The 17,373-nt window shown below is 71.4% G+C and carries 14 protein-coding genes and 1 pseudogene; 9 read left to right on the top strand and 6 right to left on the bottom strand.

Annotated elements, in window-relative coordinates:
* Positions 1-33 precede the first annotated feature (33 nt).
* From dnaE to nrdR, 4 genes are all read left to right on the top strand, one after another.
* Positions 34-3,567, top strand: a complete 3,534-nt coding sequence (gene dnaE / locus ACVWWH_RS16765; RefSeq protein ID WP_457317323.1) for a DNA polymerase III subunit alpha — start codon at positions 34-36, stop codon at positions 3,565-3,567.
* A 10-nt stretch (positions 3,568-3,577) separates the two neighbouring features.
* A complete protein-coding gene (locus ACVWWH_RS16760; RefSeq protein ID WP_457317322.1) occupies positions 3,578-4,141 on the top strand; it encodes a hypothetical protein in 564 nt (187 codons plus the stop codon).
* Positions 4,142-4,183: 42 nt separating this feature from the next.
* A complete protein-coding gene (gene hisD / locus ACVWWH_RS16755; RefSeq protein ID WP_066497444.1) occupies positions 4,184-5,566 on the top strand; it encodes a histidinol dehydrogenase in 1,383 nt (460 codons plus the stop codon).
* Positions 5,567-5,648: 82 nt separating this feature from the next.
* Complete coding sequence (nrdR, locus tag ACVWWH_RS16750) at positions 5,649-6,122, top strand: transcriptional regulator NrdR (protein WP_066497446.1); 474 nt, start codon at positions 5,649-5,651, stop codon at positions 6,120-6,122.
* 88 nt (positions 6,123-6,210) lie between these two features.
* On the opposite strand, the gene ppgK is transcribed toward nrdR, so the two are convergent.
* Together ppgK and map are read right to left on the bottom strand one after the other, a co-directional pair.
* Entirely contained in the window at positions 6,211-7,014 is an 804-nt protein-coding gene (ppgK, locus tag ACVWWH_RS16745; RefSeq protein ID WP_066497447.1) for a polyphosphate--glucose phosphotransferase, read from the bottom strand.
* Between the two features lie 42 nt (positions 7,015-7,056).
* Positions 7,057-7,935 carry a type I methionyl aminopeptidase gene (gene map / locus ACVWWH_RS16740; protein WP_457317321.1) on the bottom strand — a complete coding sequence of 293 codons (879 nt, stop codon included), beginning with the start codon at positions 7,933-7,935 and terminating at the stop codon, positions 7,057-7,059.
* Positions 7,936-8,001: 66 nt separating this feature from the next.
* Here map and ACVWWH_RS16735 point away from each other — a divergent pair, with 66 nt between their 5' ends.
* The gene (locus ACVWWH_RS16735; RefSeq protein ID WP_066497450.1) at positions 8,002-8,190 is read left to right on the top strand and encodes an SPOR domain-containing protein; all 189 of its coding nucleotides are present in this window, start codon (positions 8,002-8,004) and stop codon (positions 8,188-8,190) included.
* Positions 8,191-8,193: 3 nt separating this feature from the next.
* Here the strand turns inward: ACVWWH_RS16735 and panB are convergent, their stop codons facing one another.
* Positions 8,194-9,078, bottom strand: a complete 885-nt coding sequence (gene panB / locus ACVWWH_RS16730; protein WP_066497451.1) for a 3-methyl-2-oxobutanoate hydroxymethyltransferase — start codon at positions 9,076-9,078, stop codon at positions 8,194-8,196.
* Between the two features lie 77 nt (positions 9,079-9,155).
* On the opposite strand from panB, the gene glnA (ACVWWH_RS16725) reads away from it, so the two are divergent.
* The 3 genes from glnA (ACVWWH_RS16725) to ACVWWH_RS16715 are packed head-to-tail and all read left to right on the top strand — an operon-like array spanning position 9,156 to position 13,919.
* A complete protein-coding gene (glnA, locus tag ACVWWH_RS16725) occupies positions 9,156-10,496 on the top strand; it encodes a type I glutamate--ammonia ligase (protein WP_141305431.1) in 1,341 nt (446 codons plus the stop codon).
* Between the two features lie 9 nt (positions 10,497-10,505).
* A complete protein-coding gene (locus ACVWWH_RS16720) occupies positions 10,506-13,550 on the top strand; it encodes a bifunctional [glutamine synthetase] adenylyltransferase/[glutamine synthetase]-adenylyl-L-tyrosine phosphorylase (RefSeq protein ID WP_457317320.1) in 3,045 nt (1,014 codons plus the stop codon).
* A gap of 42 nt (positions 13,551-13,592) precedes the next feature.
* Positions 13,593-13,919: a cupin gene (locus ACVWWH_RS16715; protein WP_457317319.1), complete on the top strand. Its 327-nt coding sequence runs from the start codon at positions 13,593-13,595 to the stop codon at positions 13,917-13,919.
* A gap of 126 nt (positions 13,920-14,045) precedes the next feature.
* Here ACVWWH_RS16715 and glnA (ACVWWH_RS16710) read toward each other — a convergent pair whose 3' ends face one another.
* Positions 14,046-15,470, bottom strand: a complete 1,425-nt coding sequence (gene glnA, locus ACVWWH_RS16710; RefSeq protein ID WP_066497455.1) for a type I glutamate--ammonia ligase — start codon at positions 15,468-15,470, stop codon at positions 14,046-14,048.
* A gap of 256 nt (positions 15,471-15,726) precedes the next feature.
* Here glnA (ACVWWH_RS16710) and ACVWWH_RS16705 point away from each other — a divergent pair, with 256 nt between their 5' ends.
* Complete coding sequence (locus ACVWWH_RS16705) at positions 15,727-16,161, top strand: RDD family protein (RefSeq protein ID WP_457317318.1); 435 nt, start codon at positions 15,727-15,729, stop codon at positions 16,159-16,161.
* A gap of 98 nt (positions 16,162-16,259) precedes the next feature.
* Here ACVWWH_RS16705 and ACVWWH_RS16700 read toward each other — a convergent pair whose 3' ends face one another.
* Both ACVWWH_RS16700 and ACVWWH_RS16695 read right to left on the bottom strand, forming a co-directional pair.
* Complete coding sequence (locus ACVWWH_RS16700) at positions 16,260-17,000, bottom strand: DUF4191 domain-containing protein (RefSeq protein ID WP_457317317.1); 741 nt, start codon at positions 16,998-17,000, stop codon at positions 16,260-16,262.
* A 124-nt stretch (positions 17,001-17,124) separates the two neighbouring features.
* A pseudogene (locus ACVWWH_RS16695) lies at positions 17,125-17,373 on the bottom strand (lipoyl synthase); the annotation flags it as partial.

Below are 17,373 nucleotides of genomic sequence, written 5' to 3'. Positions count from 1 at the left end.
CGGGGCGCCCCTGGCGACGCCTAGACTGGACCGGTGACTTCCAGCGGTTCGTTCGTCCACCTCCACAACCACACCGAGTACTCGATGCTCGACGGCGCGGCTCGGCTCGGGGACCTGTTCAGCCACGCCGAGGAGCTCGGCATGAACGCGCTCGCCACGACGGACCACGGGTTCGTGTTCGGCGCGTTCGACTTCTGGAAGAAGGCCACGGACGCCGGGATCAAGCCGGTCATCGGGGTCGAGGCGTACCTGACTCCCGGCACGGCCCGGCAGGACAAGACCCGTGTGCGGTGGGGCGAGGGCGGCCGCGACGACGTGTCCGGCGCCGGTGCGTACACGCACATGACGATGTGGGCCGAGGACACGCAGGGGATGCACAACCTGTTCCGCATGTCCTCGCTCGCCTCCCTCGAGGGCTACCTCTACAAGCCCCGCATGGACCGCGAGCTCCTGCAGACCTACGGCAAGGGCATCATCGCGACCACCGGGTGCCCGTCCGGCGAGGTCCAGACGAAGCTGCGGCTCGGCCTCTACAAGGAGGCCCGCGAGGCCGCCTCGGAGTTCCGGGACATCTTCGGCGCGGACAACTTCTTCTGCGAGGTCATGGACCATGGCCTCGACATCGAGCGCAACGTCCAGGCGGAGCTGTACCGGCTGGCCAAGGACCTCGGGCTGCCGCTCGTGGCCACCAACGACCTGCACTACACCCACGCCGAGGACGCCTCGAGCCACGCCGCACTCCTGTGCGTCCAGTCGGGCTCGACCCTCGCGGACCCCAAGCGCTTCAAGTTCGACGCGGACGAGTTCTACCTCAAGTCCCCGGACGAGATGCGCGCGATCTTCGGCGACCACCCCGAGGCCTGCGACAACACGCTGCTCATCGCCGAGCGGTGCAACGTCGAGTTCAACACCAAGGCCAGCTACATGCCCCGCTTCCCCTGCCCCGAGGGGGAGAACGAGGAGTCCTGGTTCGTCAAGGAGGTCGAGCGCGGCCTCCACTACCGCTTCCCCCAGGGCATCCCGGACGCGGTGCGCAAGCAGGCCGAGTACGAGATCGGCATCATCACCCAGATGGGCTTCCCGGGCTACTTCCTCGTCGTCGCGGACTTCATCAACTGGGCCAAGGACAACGGCATCCGCGTCGGCCCGGGCCGCGGCTCGGGTGCGGGCTCGATGGCCGCCTACGCGATGCGCATCACCGACCTCAACCCGCTGGACCACGGTCTGATCTTCGAGCGCTTCCTCAACCCGGACCGCGTCTCGATGCCCGACTTCGACGTCGACTTCGACGACCGCCGCCGCTCGGAGGTCATCAAGTACGTCACCGAGAAGTACGGCGACGACCGCGTGGCGATGATCGTCACGTACGGGACGATCAAGGCGAAGCAGGCCCTCAAGGACTCCTCCCGCGTGCTCGGGTACCCGTTCTCCGTGGGGGAGCGGCTCACCAAGGCCATGCCGCCGGACGTCATGGGCAAGGGCATGCCGCTCGCAGACATCCACAACCCCGAGGCCAAGCGCTACGGCGAGGCCGAGGAGATGCGCGAGCTGCTGCGCACCGACGCGGACGCGCAGCGCGTCTTCGAGACGGCCACGGGCCTCGAGGGGCTGAAGCGCCAGTGGGGCGTCCATGCCGCCGGCGTCATCATGTCCTCGCACCCGCTGATCGACATCGTGCCGATCATGCGCCGCGAGCAGGACGGCCAGGTCATCACCCAGTTCGACTACCCGACCTGCGAGGGCCTGGGCCTGATCAAGATGGACTTCCTCGGCCTGAGGAACCTGACGATCATCACGGACGCCCTGGACAACATCAAGCTCAACCAGGGCATCGACCTCGACCTCGAACGGCTCGAGCTCGACGACGCCGCCTCCTACGAGCTCCTCGCCCGCGGCGACACGCTCGGGGTGTTCCAGCTCGACGGCGGCCCCATGCGCTCGCTCCTGAAGCTCATGCGCCCGGACAACTTCGAGGACATCTCCGCCGTCCTCGCGCTCTACCGGCCCGGCCCCATGGGCGCCAACGCCCACACCAACTACGCGCTGCGCAAGAACGGGCTACAGGAGATCACCCCGATCCATCCCGAGCTCGAGGAGCCACTGCGGGAGATCCTGGACACGACCTTCGGCCTGATCGTCTATCAGGAGCAGGTCATGGCGATCGCGCAGAAGGTCGCCGGCTACTCGCTCGGACAGGCGGACATCCTCCGCCGCGCCATGGGCAAGAAGAAGAAGTCCGAGCTGGACAAGCAGTTCGCGGGATTCTCAGGGGGCATGACGGAGCGCGGCTACTCCGACGCCGCGGTCAAGGCCCTCTGGGACATCCTCCTGCCGTTCTCGGACTATGCGTTCAACAAGGCCCACTCGGCCGCGTACGGAGTCGTCTCCTACTGGACGGCGTACCTCAAGGCGCACTACCCGGCGGAGTACATGGCGGCGCTGCTGACGAGCGTCGGCGACGACAAGGACAAGTGCGCCATGTACCTGAACGAGTGCCGCCACATGGGCATCACCGTGCTGCCGCCCGATGTGAACGAGTCCGCCCTGAACTTCACCCCGGTGGGCAAGGACATCCGCTTCGGCATGGGCGCCATCCGCAACGTCGGCGCGAACGTGGTCCACTCGATGGTCGCCGCGCGGGAGGAGAAGGGCGCCTTCACGGGGTTCTCGGACTTCCTCACCAAGGTCCCCGCCGTGGTGTGCAACAAGCGCACCATCGAATCCCTCGTCAAGGCCGGCGCGTTCGACTCGCTCGGCCACCCCCGCCGCTCCCTCGCGATGATCCACGAGGAGGCGGTGGACGCCGTCATCACCCTCAAGCGCAACGAGGCGAACAACCAGTTCGACCTCTTCAGCGCCTTCGGCGACGCCGAGGGCGGGGGTGCGGCGGGCCTCGCCGTCGAGATCCCCGACCTGCCGGAGTGGGAGAAGAAGGACAAGCTCGCCTTCGAGCGCGACATGCTCGGCCTCTACGTCTCCGACCACCCGCTCCAGGGGCTCGAGGGCGTGCTCGCGCAGCACGCCGAGACCGGCATCAGCGCGCTCATCGCGGACGAGGGCCCGGCGGACGGGTCGATCGTGACGATCGCGGGCATGATCACCTCCCTGTCCCGCCGCATCGCCAAGGCCAGCGGCAACGCCTACGCCCGCGCCGAGGTCGAGGACCTCGGGGCGTCGATCGAGGTCATGTTCTTCGGACAGGTCTACGGGCCGATCTCCGCGATCCTCGCCGAGGACCTCATCGTCGTGGTCAAGGGCAGGCTGCAGCGGCGGGACGACGGCAACGTGACGCTCAACGCCATGGAGCTCACCGTCCCGGACCTCTCGGACGCCGCCGGCGGCCCCGTGGTCATCAGCATGCCCACCCACAAGGCGACCGAACGGGTGGTGACGCAGCTCGGGGACGTCCTCAAGACGCATCCGGGCCACAACGAGGTCCAGCTCAGGCTCCAGGGGACGCGGAGCATCGAGGTGATGCGCCTCGGCGTGCACCTGCGGGTGAACCCGAACCCCGCGCTGTTCGGAGACCTCAAGGTCCTCCTCGGCCCGGCGTGCCTCGATGCCTGAGGCACCCCGGATGCCCGAAGCCCCCCAGACGCCGGAAGGCCCCCAGGCACCGGAAGGCCCCCAGACGCCCGAGGCGCCCGGGAGCCCCGGGGCGGCGGCGGAGGACGCGCAGCGCTCCGAGCGCCGGGAGCGGATGTCGCTCGTGCGCTGGTGCCTGTACCCGCTGCTCGGCGGCCTGGTGCTGGGCACCGTCTGGGTCGTCGCGGCGCCCGGCGGGCTCTTCTACGGCGCCGGGACGGACTACGAGACCTGGGACGAGCGGGACCTCCTGTTCGGCGCGCTGGGGCTCGCCGCGGGACTGGCGGTGACGGTGGCCCTCGCGGTGGGACGCCGCCGGAGCGGCCTGCCGAATCGGGGCCTGGCCGCCCTCGCGGGGAGCACGCTCGGCACGCTCGCCGCCTGGGGGACCGGCGTGGGCCTCGGACACGTGCTCGGGGCCCGCGGGGTCAGCCCCTCGGTCGCGGAGTCGGCCTTCGGGCTGCAGGCCCTCAGCGCGCTCGCGGTCTGGCCAGCCGTCGTCGCCCTCGCCGTGCTCGCTTTCACCACGCTGTGGTGGATCCCGCCCAGCGAGTGACCGGCACGCGGGGCGCAGGGGCGCCCCCGGTAGACTAGGGCGGTGACTTCCGCCGCCCCCACCCCCGCCTCGCCCGCCTTCCGCACCATCGACCTGCGGGGACACGCCCTCGGTCCCGCGGAGCTCCGGGCCGCGGTGCCGCGCCTCACGGCGGGAGACGGCACCGGCGTAGAGCAGGCGGTGCGCGGCATCATCGCCGACGTGCGGGCCCGCGGGTTCGCGGCGCTCTCCGAGCTCGCGGCGAAGTTCGACGGGGTCGAGCAGCGCCACCCGCGGGTGCCCGCCGAGGCCATCTCCGCCGCGCTCGACACGCTCGATCCCGCCGTCCGCGCCGCCCTCGAGGAGTCGATCGCGCGCGCGAGGGCGTTCGCGGCCGCGCAGGTCCCCGCCGACGTCACCGTGCACCCGGCCGACGGCGCCTCGGTCACCCAGCGGTGGGTGCCCGTGCGCCGCGTGGGCCTCTACGTCCCCGGCGGCCTCGCCGTCTACCCCTCGAGCGTGGTCATGAACGTGGTGCCGGCCCAGGCGGCCGGCGTCGGCTCGATCGCGCTCGCCTCCCCGCCGCAGAAGGAGAACGGGGGCCTGCCCCACCCCACGATCCTCGCCGCCGCGGCCCTCCTCGGCATCGACGAGGTCTACGCGATCGGCGGGGCGCAGGCCATCGTCTCCTTCGCCTACGGCATCCCCGCGGGGACGGAAGGCGAGCACGACGGCCGCGGCGCGCTTCCCGCGATCGAGCCGGCCGACGTCGTCACCGGCCCCGGGAACATCTTCGTCGCCACGGCGAAGCGGCTGGTCAAGGGCGTGGTGGGGATCGACGCCGAGGCCGGCCCCACCGAGATCGCGGTCCTCGCCGACGCCGGCGCGCGCCCGGAGCTCGTGGCCGCGGACCTCATCAGCCAGGCGGAACACGATCCCCGCGCGGGCAGCGTCCTCGTCACGGACTCCCCACAGCTCGCGGAGCGCGTCCGCGAGCAGCTCGCGGTCCTCGCCGAGCGCACCAAGCACCGCGACCGCGTCGTCGAGGCGCTCTCCGGCGAGCAGTCCGGCGTCGTGCTCGTCGACGACCTCGCGGCCGGCATCGCCGTGTGCGACGCGTACGCCGCCGAGCACCTCGAGATCATGACGGCGGACGCGCCCGCCGTCGCCGCCCGGATCCGCAATGCCGGGGCGGTGTTCGTGGGCGACTACAGCCCTGTGAGCCTGGGCGACTACTGCGCCGGCTCCAACCATGTCCTTCCGACGTCCGGCACCGCCGCCTTCTCCTCCGGCCTGAACGTCACGACGTTCCTGCGGGCCATCCAGGTGGTGGACTACTCCGAGGCGGCCCTCAGGGGCGTCTCGGCGCACATCCGCAGCCTCTCCGACGCCGAGGACCTCCCCGCCCACGGGGACGCCGTCGATGCGAGGTTCGCCGGCGCCTGAGCCCCTACACGTAGTGTCCCGGACACTACATGTTGTGGTGTTCCCTTGTGGTGCGGGGCCCGCGGTCAGTAGGATGGACTGCGTGTACTGCCCGTTCTGCCGCAACCCCGATTCCCGCGTCGTCGACAGCCGTCTCCAGGACGACGGCTCGGCCATCCGGCGCCGCCGGCAGTGCCCCGAGTGCGGCCGGCGGTTCACCACGCTCGAGACCACGAGCCTGACCGTCCTCAAGCGCTCCGGCGCCGGCGAGCCGTTCAGCCGCTCCAAGGTCATCAACGGCGTCCGCAAGGCGTGCCAGGGCCGCCCCGTGACGGACGACGACCTCGCCCTCCTCGCCCAGGAGGTCGAGGAGACGATCCGCGCGGCGGGCTCCGCCGAGATCCGGGCGCACGAGATCGGCCTGGCGATCCTCGGCCCGCTCAAGCGGCTCGACCAGGTCGCCTACCTGCGCTTCGCGAGCGTCTACCAGGACTTCGAGTCGCTCGCCGACTTCGAGGCCGCGATCAGCGTCCTCCGCTCCGAGCGGGAGGGCACGCCGGAGTCGGCCGCGAGCTGACGGCCGGCCGCCCGGCGGCGACCACGGCGAGGGGCCCCGGACACGCTGTCCGGGGCCCCTCGCCGTCGTCCGCCGAAGCGGGACCTGCCTACTTCGCGAGCTTGTGGTGGATCGCCACCTGGAGTGCCGCGCCCACAATGCCGGCCTCGTTCTTGAGCTTGGCGGGGATGATCGGCGTGCGCAGCTTCAGCAGCGGCAGGTACTCGTCCGCGCGCTTGGAGATGCCGCCGCCCACGATGAACAGCTCGGGCGAGAAGAGGAACTCGACGTGCTCGAAGTAGCGCTGGAGCCGCACGGAGTAGTCCTCCCAGCTGAGCCCGTCCCGCTCGCGCGCGACGGCCGAGGCCCTCGTCTCCGCGTCGTGGCCGTCGATCTCGAGGTGGCCGAGCTCCGCGTTGGGGACGAGGCGCCCGTCGAACACGAACGCGGACCCGATGCCCGTGCCGAGGGTGATGACGAGCACCGTCCCGTCCACGCCCTTGCCCGCGCCGAAGCGCACCTCAGCGAGCCCTGCGGCGTCCGCGTCGTTGACGACCTCGACGGGCCGGCCGAGCTTGTCGGTGAAGGCCTTGTCCACCTCGAAGTCGATCCACGACTTGTCCACGTTCGCGGCGGAGCGGGCCACGCCGTGCTGGATGATCGCGGGGAAGGCGACTCCCACCGGGCTGTCGGCGTCGGGCGCGCCCTCCCGGGCGCCGAGCTCGTCGACCATCTGCGCGACGACCGCGGCGATGGCCTCCGGCGTGGAGGGCTGCGGGGTGTCGACGCGGATGCGGTCCCCGACGAGCTTGCCCTTGGCCAGGTCGACGATGCCCCCCTTGATCCCCGTGCCGCCGATGTCGATACCGATCGCGGTTGCCCGGGACTTCTTCTTCTTCTCGCTCTTTGCCATGCGCGGCCTGCCTCTCGCGGGTCGTGTGGGGGGAGGGGTGGTTCAGGGAACCGTGAGGACCTCGGCGCCGGAATCGGTGACGACGAGGGTGTGCTCGAACTGGGCGGTGCGCTTCCGGTCGCGGGTGACGACGGTCCAGTCGTCCTCCCACATGTCCCACTCGATGCCGCCGAGCGTCAGCATCGGCTCGATCGTGAACACCATCCCCGGCTCCATGATGGTGCCGTAGGCGGGGGCGGCGTCGTAGTGCGGGATGATGAGCCCGGAGTGGAAGGCCTCGCCCACGCCGTGGCCGGTGAAGTCCCGGACCACTCCGTAGCCGAAGCGCTTCGCATAGGCGCTGATGGCCCTGCCGATCACGTTGATCTCGCGGCCGGGGGCGACGGCCTTGATGCCTCGGCGGAGGGACTCCTGCGTCCGCTCCACGAGCAGCCTCGACTCCTGGTCCACGTCCCCGACGAGGAACGTGAAGTTCGTGTCCCCGTGGACGCCGTCCTTGAAGGCGGTGATGTCAATGTTGATGATGTCCCCGTCGGCCAGGACGGTCGAATCCGGGATCCCGTGGCAGATGACCTCGTTGACCGACGTGCACAGCGACTTGGGGAAGCCCCGGTAGCCGAGCGTCGACGGGTAGGCGCCGTGGTCGATGAGGAACTCGTGGCCCACCCGGTCGAGCTCGTCCGTCGTCACCCCGGGGCGGATGTGCGTGCCGACCTCCACGATGGCCTGCGCGGCGATCCGTCCTGCGGCCCGGACCTTCTCGATCTGCTCGGCCGTGAGCACGTTCGAGCCGGTGTACTTCTCGGGTGCCTCCTTCCACGCGTACTCCGGCCGCGGGATCGAGGCCGGGACAGGCCGGACCGGGCTCAGCGTGCCGCGCACAAGCGTGCCCAGAGGTGCCGCGGAAGGGGTAGAAGGCATAGGGTGAGTGTACTAGTCGAGCGCATCGTGGGGCTTCATCGACGGAGGCCCGGGAAGGGCCGGGAAATGGTCGAGTACTGGTACAACGTCCGCACGCACGAGGTCGAGGAAGACGCCCAGAGCGACTGGACGCAGCTGATCGGGCCCTACAAGACGCGCGCGGAGGCGGAGAAGGCCCTCGAGAAGGTCAAGGAGCGCAATCGCGCGTGGGATCCCTCGGACGCCGACGGCGACGGCTGGAGCGACAGGGACTGAGCGTCAGAAGGAGTGCTCGGGGCCCGGGAAGGACCCCGAACGCACGTCCTCGCGGTACGCGCGTGCCGCCTCCAGCAGGGTGCCCCGCAGGTCCGCGTACTGCTTGACGAACTTGGCGATGCGGGTGCCTGGGCCGCCGCGGAGACCGGCCATGTCCTGCCACACGAGGACCTGCCCCGTCGTGGCGCTGCCGGCTCCGATCCCGATGGTCGGGACGGTGACGGCGGCGTCGACCGCGGCCGCGGCGTCCGCCGGCACCATCTCCATGAGCACGCAGAAGGCCCCGGCCGCCTCGAGTGCACGGGCGTCCTCGATGAGGCGGGCGGCGGCGTCGCCCCTGCCCTGGACCCGGTAGCCGCCGAGCGCGTGCTCGCTCTGGGGCGTGAAGCCGATGTGCGCCATGACCGGGATCCCCGCCTGGACCATGGCCCGCACCGTGTCCGCGTAGTAGGCGCCGCCCTCGAGCTTCACCGCATGCGCGAGCCCCTCCTTGAGGAAGCGGACCCCCGTCGCGACCGCCTGGGCGGGGGAGGCCTCGTAGCTGCCGAAGGGGACGTCGGCGACGACGAGGGCGTGCGGGGCGGAGACGGCGACGGCGCGCGCGAGCGGGATCAGCTCGTCCACGGTGACCGGCAGGGACGTCTCGTAGCCGTAGACGTTGTTCGCCGCGGAGTCGCCCACGAGCAGGACCTCGATGCCGGCCTCATCGAAGATGCGGGCCGTGTACTGGTCGTAGGCCGTGAGCATCGCGAAGCGCTCGCCGCGCTCCTTGGCCTGCGCCAGATGGTGGATGCGCGTCCGTCCCGTCCGGGGCGCTGGGGCCGACCCGCTCCCGTAGGGCGCCGGCAGCTCGTCGTGACGCGGTGCGTCGGAACTCATGGGGGCCATAGGCATGAGACTAGTCGATGCTTCAGTAGAGTGGAGGAAGCGTTGCAGGGCCCAACCGGTAAGGATGCGAAGATCCCATGAACCGTCAGCAGGAGTTCGTCCTCCGGACCATCGAGGAGCGCGACGTCCGATTCGTCCGCCTCTGGTTCACCGACGTCGTCGGGTCACTCAAGTCGGTGGCCCTCGCGCCCGCCGAGGTCGAAGGCGCCTTCGAGGAGGGCCTGGGCTTCGACGGCTCCTCGATCGAGGGGCTCGCGCGGGTCTCCGAGTCGGACATGCTGCTCCAGCCGGACCCGTCGACGTTCCAGATCCTCCCGTGGCGCGGCGAGACCGAGCCGACGTCGCGCATGTTCTGCGACATCCTCACCCCTGACGGCGAGCCGTCGCCGGCGGATCCCCGCAACGTGCTCAAGCGGACGCTCGCGCGGGCCGCCGAGATGGGCTTCACCTGCTACACCCACCCCGAGATCGAGTTCTACCTGCTCGAGTCCGACCGGCTCGGCCCGGACGGCGCCCCCATTCCCGTGGACCAGGGCGGCTACTTCGACCACGTGCCCGGCGGCGTGGCCCAGGACTTCCGCCGCACCGTGGTGAACATGCTCGAATCGGTGGGGATCTCGGTCGAGTTCTCGCACCACGAGAACGGCCCGGGGCAGAACGAGATCGACCTGCGGTACGCGGACGCGCTCCAGACCGCGGACAACATCATGACGTTCCGCACGGTCGTGAAGGAGGTCGCGCTCCAGCAGAACAGCTACGCGACCTTCATGCCCAAGCCGTTCTCGGCGCACCCTGGCTCGGGCATGCACACGCACTTCTCGCTCTTCGAGGGCGACAGCAACGCGTTCCACGAGCCGGGCGCCGAGTTCCAGCTCTCCAAGACGGCCCGGCACTTCATCGCGGGCATCCTGCGGCACGCGAGCGAGTTCACCGCGGTGACGAACCAGTTCGTGAACTCCTACAAGCGGCTCTGGGGCGGGGGAGAGGCCCCCAGCTACCTCAGCTGGGGCCACAACAACCGCTCGGCCCTCGTGCGGGTGCCGCTGTACAAGCCGGGGAAGGCCCAGAGCGGCCGCATCGAGTACCGCGGCATCGACTCGGCCACGAACCCCTACCTCTCCTACGCCGTGCTGCTCGGCGCGGGCCTCAAGGGCATCGAGGAGGAGTACGAGCTCCCGCCCGCCGCCGAGGACGACATCTCGGCCCTGACGACGGCCGAGCGCCGCGCGCTGGGCCACTCGCCCCTGCCGGCGAGCCTCCACGACGCCGTCAATGCGATGGAGGACTCCGAGCTCATGGCCGAGATCCTCGGAGAACAGGTCTTCGAGTACTTCCTGCGCAACAAGAGGCAGGACTGGAACGAGTACCGCCTCGAGGTGACCCCCTACGAGCTGCACCGCAACCTCGGCATCCTCTAGGCGCGCACCGTGGCCCCGTCCCTGACGCGCCGCCTCATCGCGCTGGGGTCCGCCGACCCCGAGCGCGCCGAGCGATTCCTCGCGGCCCGCGAGCTGGAGGGGATCGACCCCGGGGCGGTGCTCGAGGGGCTGGCGCTGGCCGCGGACCCGGATGCCGCGCTCGTGGCCCTCGTCCGCCTAATCGAGCGCCGCCCGGAGGTGCGCCGCCTCGTGGAGGACGGTCCGGTCCGCAGCGAGCCCCTCTTCCGCCTGCTCGGCGCCTCTGAGGCGCTCGGGGAATTCCTCATCCGGCACCCCGAGCACCTCGATGTGCTCGAGCGGCCGCTCTCGGCGGAGCCCTCCGGGGCCGATCCCGGCGAACTCCGCGCGGCCATGCTGGCCTCCGTGGGCGCGGACCCGCGCTCCGGCCGCCCCGTCGCCGGGACCACCGGGCCGGAGGCCTATGCGGCCCTGCGGATCGCCTACCGGCGCCATCTGTGCGAGCTGGCCCTGCGGGACCTCGGCGCGGCGTCCCCGACCGACTTCATGCCCACAGCCGCCGCCGAGCTCTCCGACCTGGCCGGTGCCGCGCTCGAGGCGGGCCTGGCGGTGGCCCGGGCCGAGGCCGAGGCGAGCTTCGGCCGCGAGGACGTCGCCGCCGTCGCCCTCGCGGTGATCGGGATGGGCAAGTGCGGGGCGCGCGAGCTCAACTACATCTCCGACGTCGACGTCATCTACGTCATCGAGGCCGACGGCGCCGGCGGGGACGGGGGCCCCGACGGCGCCCGGGCCGCCAGGATCGGCACCGCGCTGGCCACCGGCATGGTCAAGGCCGTCTGGTCCTCAGGCCGCGAGCCGGCACTGTGGCAGGTCGACGCGAACCTCAGGCCCGAGGGCCGCGACGGGCCGCTCGTGCGGACGCTCGACTCGCACCTCGCCTACTACGCCCGATGGGCGGAGAGCTGGGAGTTCCAGGCCCTCCTCAAGGCACGCCGCATCGCGGGGGACGCCGGCCTCGGCGCCCGCTACGAGGCCGCCGTGGCCCCGCTCGTGTGGTCCTCCGCCGAACGCGACGGATTCGTCGAGTCCGTCCAGGCGATGCGCCGCCGCGTGACGGAGAACATCCCGCCGGCCGAGGCGGACCGGCAGATCAAGCTCGGTGCGGGCGGCCTGCGCGACGTCGAGTTCACGGTCCAGCTGCTCCAGCTCGTGCACGGGCGCACGGACGAGTCGCTCCGCGTCCGCGACACCACCTCGGCCATCGCGGCGCTCGCCGCGGGCGGCTACATCGGGCGCAGCGCGGCGACCGAGTTCGACTCCTCCTACCGCTACCTGCGCCTGCTCGAGCACCGCCTCCAGCTGGCCAAGCTGCGCCGCACGCACCTCATGCCCGTGTCCGAGGACGCCCTGCGCGCGCTCGCCCGCTCCACCCAGGGCGTGCTCGACCTCGGCCGCGCCTCCCCGGAGCAGCTCCTGGAGACGTGGCACCGCACCAAGCGCAGCGTCCGCGAGCTCCACGAGCGGATCTTCTACCGACCCCTGCTCAACACCGTGGCCCACATGAGCGCGGAGGAGGCACGCCTGACTCCGGAGGCGGCCCAGGCGCGCCTGGCAGCCCTGGGCTACCGCGACCCGCAGGGCGCCATGCGACACATCGAGGCGCTCACGGCAGGCGTGAGCCGCCGGGCCGCCCTGCAGCGGCAGCTGCTCCCCGTCCTGCTCGGCTGGATCGCCGAGGGCGTCGACCCCGACGGCGGCCTGCTCGCCTTCCGCCGCGTCAGCGAGGCGCTGGGCACCACCCACTGGTACCTGGGCCTCCTGCGCGACTCGGCGGCCGCGGCGGAGCGGCTCTCCCACGTCCTGGCCGACTCCCGGCTCATCGCCGACCTGCTCGAGGTCTCGCCCGAGTCCGTCAAGTGGCTCGGCGACGATTCCGACCTCGAACCGCTTCCCCTCGAGGCGCAGTGGCAGGAGATCCAGTCCAAGATCTCCCGGCACGCCGAACCGGCCGCCGCCATGCGGCTCGTGCGGCTCATCCGGCGCCGCGAGATCCTGCGCGTGGCACTCGCGGACCGCGCCGGGATCCTCGACACCGAGGCGGTGGGCCACGCCCTCTCCGACGCGGACCAGGCGGCGGTGCTCGGCGCGCTGCGGGTCGCCGAGGGGGCGGCGGAGGCGGCCGACGGCGGGCTGCTCACCCGGGTGCTCGTCGTCGCCATGGGGCGCCAGGGCGGCCGCGAGATCGGCTACGGCTCCGACGCGGACGTCATGTACGTCCACCGGCCCGTCCCCGGCGCGGACCCCGACGCCGCGCAGCGCCAGGCGCTCGCCATCGTCGGAAGCGTCTCGGCCCTTCTGACCCAGCCGCTCAAGCCGCCGGTCCTCGCCGAGCGCATGCTCGCCCTGGACGCCGAGCTCAGGCCCGAGGGGAAGAACGGCCCCCTCGTGCGCTCGCTCGACTCGTTCGCCGAGTACTACCGCCGCTGGGCCCTCGTCTGGGAGGCGCAGGCCCTCTTGCGGGCCCGCCCGCTCGCGGGCGATGACGCCCTGGCCGCCGACTTCATGGAGCTCGCCGACTCGGTGCGCTACCCCGAGCAGCTCTCGGCCGCCGATGTCCGCGAGATCAGGCGCATCAAGGCACGGGTCGAGGCGGAGAGGCTTCCCCGCGGCGCCGACCCGTCCCGGCACGTCAAGCTGGGGCGCGGGGGCCTCAGCGACGTCGAGTGGCTCGTGCAGCTGCTCCAGCTCCAGCACGCGCGCCGCCACCCGCAGCTGCGCACCACGGGCACGATGGAGGCGCTCACGGCTGCCTCGGACCTCGGCCTGATCCCGCCGGGGGAGGCCGAGCTCCTCGCGGAGGCCTGGCGGCTGGCCAGCCGGGTCCGCAGCGCGAACGTCGCCTGGAGCGGGCGTGCCTCGGATCTGCTGCCGACGTCGCGCCGGGACCTCGAGGCGGTGGCCCGATGGTGCGGGTACCCTCCCGGGCAGGCCACCGCGCTCGAGCAGCACTACCTCAACGTCACGCGCCGGGCCCGGCAGGTCTTCGAGCGGCGGTTCTACGCCCCCGAACACTGACCGCGGCCCGCGCGTGCCGGGCACCGAGGAAAGGAAGAGATGATGCACACTCTCGTCGACATCCCCGCCGCCGCAGCCGAGGAGCTCGAACGGGCCCGCACGAGCCCGCACGGGCGCAGCGCCCGCGCCCTGCTCCATGACGGGGCACTGCGGCACACCCTCCTGGCCATCCTGGACGGGCAGGTCCTCGGTGACCACGCCAAGCCCGCGGCGGCCACGCTCCACGTCCTCTCCGGCACCTTCGTGGTGCACTCCGGAGAGGCCGAACTGCGCCTCGGCCCAGGCCAGCTCGCCGTCCTGCCCGGCCCTCGGCACGACGTGACCGCGGAGGGCGACGCCGCCGGCATCCTCACCACCGTCGCGGGCTGACGCCCCGGAGGTCGGACCGGCGTCTGAGCCGGCGGCGGAACGGACGACGGCGCCCCCCGCCTGCCGCTGGCTACCAGCGGGAGGCGAGGGGCGCCGTCGTGCGCGGGAAGGCCCGCGAAGGGGCGATCAGACGCCGTAGTAGAGCTCGAACTCGTAGGGGTTCGGGCGCAGCGACAGCGGGGCGATCTCCTTCTCGCGCTTGTACGCGATCCAGGTGTCGATGAGGTCCTGGGTGAAGACCCCGCCTGCCTGGAGGAACTCGTTGTCCGCCTCGAGGGCCTCGAGGGCCTCCTCGAGCGAGCCCGGCGCCTTGGGGATGTCGCGGGCCTCCTCGACGGGGAGCTCGTAGAGGTCCTTGTCGATCGGGGCGGGCGGCTCGATCCGGTTGCGGATGCCGTCGATGCCCGCCATGAGCTGGGCCGCGAACGCGAGGTACGGGTTGGAGGAGGGATCCGGGGCGCGGAACTCGATGCGCTTGGCCTTCGGGTTCGAGCCCGTGATCGGGATGCGGATCCCGGCGGAGCGGTTGCCCTGCGAGTACACCATGTTGACCGGGGCCTCGAAGCCCTTCACGAGGCGCTTGTAGGAGTTCACGGTGGGGTTCGTGAAGGCCAGGACCGCGGAGGCGTGCTTGAGCAGGCCGCCGATGTACCAGCGGGCAAGGTCGGAGAGGTTGGCGTAGCCCTTCTCGTCGTAGAAGAGCGGCTCGCCGCCGTTCCACAGCGACTGGTGGCAGTGCATGCCCGAGCCGTTGTCGCCGAAGATCGGCTTCGGCATGAACGTGACCGACTTGCCCCACTCGAGCGCCGTGTTCTTGATGATGTACTTGAACTTCTGCAGGTCGTCGGCCGCGCGGACGAGGGTGTTGAAGCGGTAGTTGATCTCCGCCTGGCCTGCGGCGCCGACCTCGTGGTGCGAGCGCTCGACCTCGAGGCCGGCCGCGTCGAGGGCGAGGCACATGGCGTCGCGCAGGTCGGCCTGGTGGTCCACCGGCGCAACGGGGAAGTAGCCGCCCTTGAACGGGGTCTTGTTGCCGAGGTTGCCGCCCTCTTCCTCGCGGCCGTTGTTCCACGGCGCCTCGATCGAGTCGACCTTGTAGAAGGAGCCCTGCGGCGAGGACTCGAACTGGACGTTGTCGAAGACGTAGAACTCGGCCTCGGGCGCGAAGAACGCGGTGTCCGCGATGCCCGTCGAGGCGAGGTAGGCCTCGGCGCGCTCGGCCACGCCGCGCGGGTCGCGGTGGTAGGGCTCGCCGGTGCGGGGGTTGACGATCGAGAAGCTCAGGGCCAGGGTCTTCTCGACGCGGAACGGGTCCACGAAGGCGGTGGTCACGTCGGGGATGAGCTGCATGTCCGATTCGGCGATGCCCTGGAAGCCGCGGATCGAGGAGCCGTCGAAGAGCTGGCCGTTCTCGAAGAAGTCGGCGTCGACCGTCTTGGCCGGGATGTTGAAGTGCTGCTGGACGCCGGGCAGGTCGGTGAAGCGGATATCGACGAACTTGACGTCTTCGTCCTTGATGAATGCGAGGACTTCGTCCGCAGACTTGAACATCTGTACTCCTTTGGCAGGGTGGGGGCAGTCGGGCCGGCGCGGTCGGGGCACGCAGTCACTGCGCGTCCGCCGTGCGCCTCGTACGCAACTGGCACCCACAGTACGAACGGGGGATTTCCCGTCCGTGTCGGTATTGTTTCGGCGAGGTTACAGGGCCTTGTCCCGTGTAAACGCTAGCCGCAGCGGCGGCGCCCGGCCAGACCCCGCGCCGACGGGCCCCGGGCGGGGCACCCGTGCACCAGCCTAGAATGGACGGGTGATCGACCGCAGAGACCTCGGATCCTGGATCAGCGGGCCCCAGCTCGCCGAGGGCGACTTCCCCGGACGCCGCCTCGGAATGCCCCGCACCGGGCCGGGCTCGGTGGGACGTGCCGGCCGGCGGGTGCTCGGACTGTGCATCGACTGGGCCGCCTCGTACGCCATTGCGGCCGCGTTCCTGGGCGGAAGCCAGCTCACCATCCTCGCCGTCTTCGCCGTGGAGCAGGTGCTCCTCGTCGGCCTGGTGGGCCACGGGCTCGGCCACCGCCTGGCCGGCCTGACGGTCCGCCGGCTCGATGGGGGCCCGGTCGGCGTCCCGCGCGCGGCCCTGCGCACCCTCCTGCTGTGCCTGGTGATCCCGGCCGTGGTCTTCGACCCCGACCAGCGCGGCGTGCATGACAAGGCGGCAGGGACCGTCGTCGTCCGCCTCTGACCCGCCCCGCCGGCGCAAGCCCGAACGGGTGCGACCGGCGCGGACAGCGCGAAGGCCCCGGCAGTGCTGCCGGGGCCTTCGCCGTGATGCGGTGCGGCTCAGCGGCCGCGCATCGCGCGCCGGTCAGGGCGCATACGGGTGGGATCGATCCCCTTGGGGATGGGCAGGCGCGTGCCGAGCGAGGCGATGCGCTTGCTCACGGCAGCCACTTCGGTCTTGGTCAGCTGCGGCTTGAGCTTGTTCATCTTCCCGGCCACGTTGCGCAGCGGAGTCTGGCCCTCCTCGCGCCCGGTCTCGATGACGTGCACCGGCACGTTCGGGAGGATGCGGGCCAGGCGCTTGCGCTCGCCGTCGACGAGCACGCGGACGCGCGCACTCGGCCCCTCGGAGACGAGGACCACGCCCGGGCGACCGATGGCGCGGAACACCACGTCCTGGGTGCGGGGGTTCACGGCGACGGGCTGCTCCTCGACGATCCAGCCGCGGCGGAGGGAGTTCAGCGCCGCGCCCGCGGCACCGGGCTGGCCCTCGATCTGGGCGTAGGCGGCGCGCTCGGCCCGGCGGCTGAGGATGAACACGGCGCCGAGGACGCCGAGGAGGATGCCGATGATGAGACCGGTGATCCAGTTGTCGAGCAGGAACCCGATGAGCAGGCCCACGGCCGTCACCCCGAGGAACACGAGCAGCATGAGCCACACGGCGTTCGGGTCGGCCTTCCGGGTCATCTGGAAGACCTGGAGGAACTGCTGGAAGCCATTGGGCTTCTTCGCCTTCTTCGGAGATCCTCCCTGAGGGGACTTGTCCGAGGGCGTGCTGGAGGTGTCGGTGCGCTTCGCCATAGTGCCTCAATTCTAAGTCACGGCACGCCGGGATGACCGCGCGCGGTTCGTCCACCGGACTTCGGGCGTGGGGACGCCGCGGGGCGCCCACTGCAGTGAGTGGACGCCCCGGGCGCTGCGGCGATCAGCCCTGCCGGGCTGCGAGGAGGGTGGCGGCCTCCTGCCGGGTGGTGCCGGAGGACTCGATGTGGGCCAGGGCGGGAGGGATCTCACGCCCCTTCTTGCGCATGGCGGTGGCCCAGAGGCGGCCGGCGCGGTAGGAGGAGCGCACGAGGGGCCCGCTCATGACGCCGAGGAAGCCGATCTCCTCGGCCTCCTGGGACAGCTCGACGAACTCCTCGGGCTTGACCCAGCGCTCCACGGGGTGGTGGCG

Source organism: Sinomonas sp. RB5 (genome assembly GCF_054063535.1).
Note: the sequence above shows the minus strand (reverse complement) of the source record. Positions and strands in the feature narration are given on the sequence as shown.